Annotated in this window: 3 protein-coding genes; all 3 read right to left on the bottom strand. The window is 28.7% G+C overall.

Annotated features, from left to right (window positions below; genetic code table 11):
• The coding region (gene uvrC, locus AMN80_RS01135; RefSeq protein ID WP_075520190.1) for an excinuclease ABC subunit UvrC at positions 1-913 on the bottom strand (913 nt) is incomplete at its 3' end.
• Positions 900-1,325, bottom strand: coding sequence for a dihydroneopterin aldolase (locus AMN80_RS01130; protein ID WP_075520189.1), 426 nt, complete (start codon positions 1,323-1,325; stop codon positions 900-902). The genes AMN80_RS01130 and uvrC, both read right to left, overlap by 14 nt.
• Positions 1,322-1,694: SDR family oxidoreductase (locus AMN80_RS01125; RefSeq protein ID WP_143323368.1), on the bottom strand; the 373-nt coding region annotated here is incomplete at its 5' end. The genes AMN80_RS01125 and AMN80_RS01130, both read right to left, overlap by 4 nt.

Genomic DNA, 1,694 nt, shown 5'->3' with positions numbered 1-1,694 from the left:
CGAAAGAATTAATTATATTACTTAAATTTTCATCTGGATCATGTTTGGGAAAAAAAGCTTGATTACCCCAATTTTGTTTAGATCTATAAAAAAAAACTTGGATACAAGTTTTACCAGACTCTTTGTAACCAGCAATAACATCAGCCTCTACTAAATTCGCTTCATTAATTCTCTGAGATGACTGAATAATATTGAGTGATTTAATTCTATCCCTAAGTATTGCAGCTTTTTCAAAATCTAGTTCATCGCTAGCAGTTTCCATTTGTGCCGATAAACTTTTTTGAATTTTTCTTGATTTTCCAGAGACAAAGTCAATAGCATCATCTACAGATTTTTTATAGTCATTTTCGTGAATAAAATTTACACAAGGACCAGAGCATCTTTTAATTTGATATAATATGCATGGTCTTTCCCTATTTTTAAATACAGTGTCATCACAAATTCTTAACTGAAATATTTTTTGGATCATTTTTATGGTCCAATTTGCAGAACCTGCAGACGCAAACGGACCAAAGAAAAAACCTTCTTTGTCCTTTTTCCCTCTATGTTTTTTTATTTGTGGCCATTTTTCTTTGTTACTAATAAAAATGAAAGGAAACGATTTATCATCTCTCAATAATATATTAAATCTTGGCTTATATTTTTTAATTAAATTGGCCTCTAATAATAAAGCTTCACTTTCGTTTGAAGTTGTTGTTACTTCAAGTTTTCTAGTTTGAGATAACATTCTTTCAGTCCTAATAATAAGATTTTTTTCTGATAAATAACTTTTCAATCTATTAGGTAAATTTTTTGCTTTCCCAACATACAAAACCTCATTTTTCTCATTCAGCATTTTGTAAACACCTGGCAATTTAGCGATTAACGGTATTTCTTTCTTTATAATATCTTTTCCTGTATCAGAATTTGTCATAACTTCTTTTTTTTGAAATTTGAATGCCAACTGACGAGCAGTCCTTCATTATTTCAAGTTTTTCTATTTTAAGATTTATTTTCTCAATTCTTTTGTCTTTAAAAATCTCATCAAACACGTCTTCTGCTAGGGTTTCTAGAAAATTATAATGTTTATTTTTTACCAGTTTCTTTATAAGTCGAACTACTTTTGAATAATTTACTATAGATTTTAAATCTTTATCATTAGATGGCTTTTTATCTTGGTAATCAATTTCTAGTGAAAACTTTACTTTTTGAGGCTTTTCTTTCTCAAAATCATAATAACCAAGTTTTAGATTTAAAATTAGCTCTTTGATTAAAACTTTTTTTTCGTAATTAAATAGGTTTTTTGTTTTACCTATTCTAAAAATTTCGATATTATTTTTCTTCATTCTTTACCACCTAATACATCAGGAGTTTGCCAATTCAAACTCTGCCCGCTATCTAGCGCTAAAACTTGACCAGTAATAGATCTATTTTTAATTAAAAAGTCAACTGCATTACAAATATCATTAACATTTACCTGTCTTCTTAGTGGTGTAGCTAGATACTGTTTTTTAAAGTGGGCAACAGACTGTCTTTTATTTTTAATAGTAGGCCCCGGCGCAATACCATTAACTCTTATCCTTGGCGCAAAACTCATCGCACTTGTTTTAGTCATAGTATAAAGACCAGCTTTGCTTAAGGTATAAGAAAAAAAATATGGAGTTAGTTTAAAAACTCTTTGATCAATAATGTTGATAATATTGTTGTTACCTTTA

Source organism: Candidatus Pelagibacter communis, assembly GCF_001179985.1.
Classification (GTDB): domain Bacteria; phylum Pseudomonadota; class Alphaproteobacteria; order Pelagibacterales; family Pelagibacteraceae; genus Pelagibacter; species Pelagibacter ubique_J.
The sequence above is the reverse complement of the archived record's forward strand: the minus strand, read 5'-3'. Positions and strand labels throughout refer to the sequence as shown.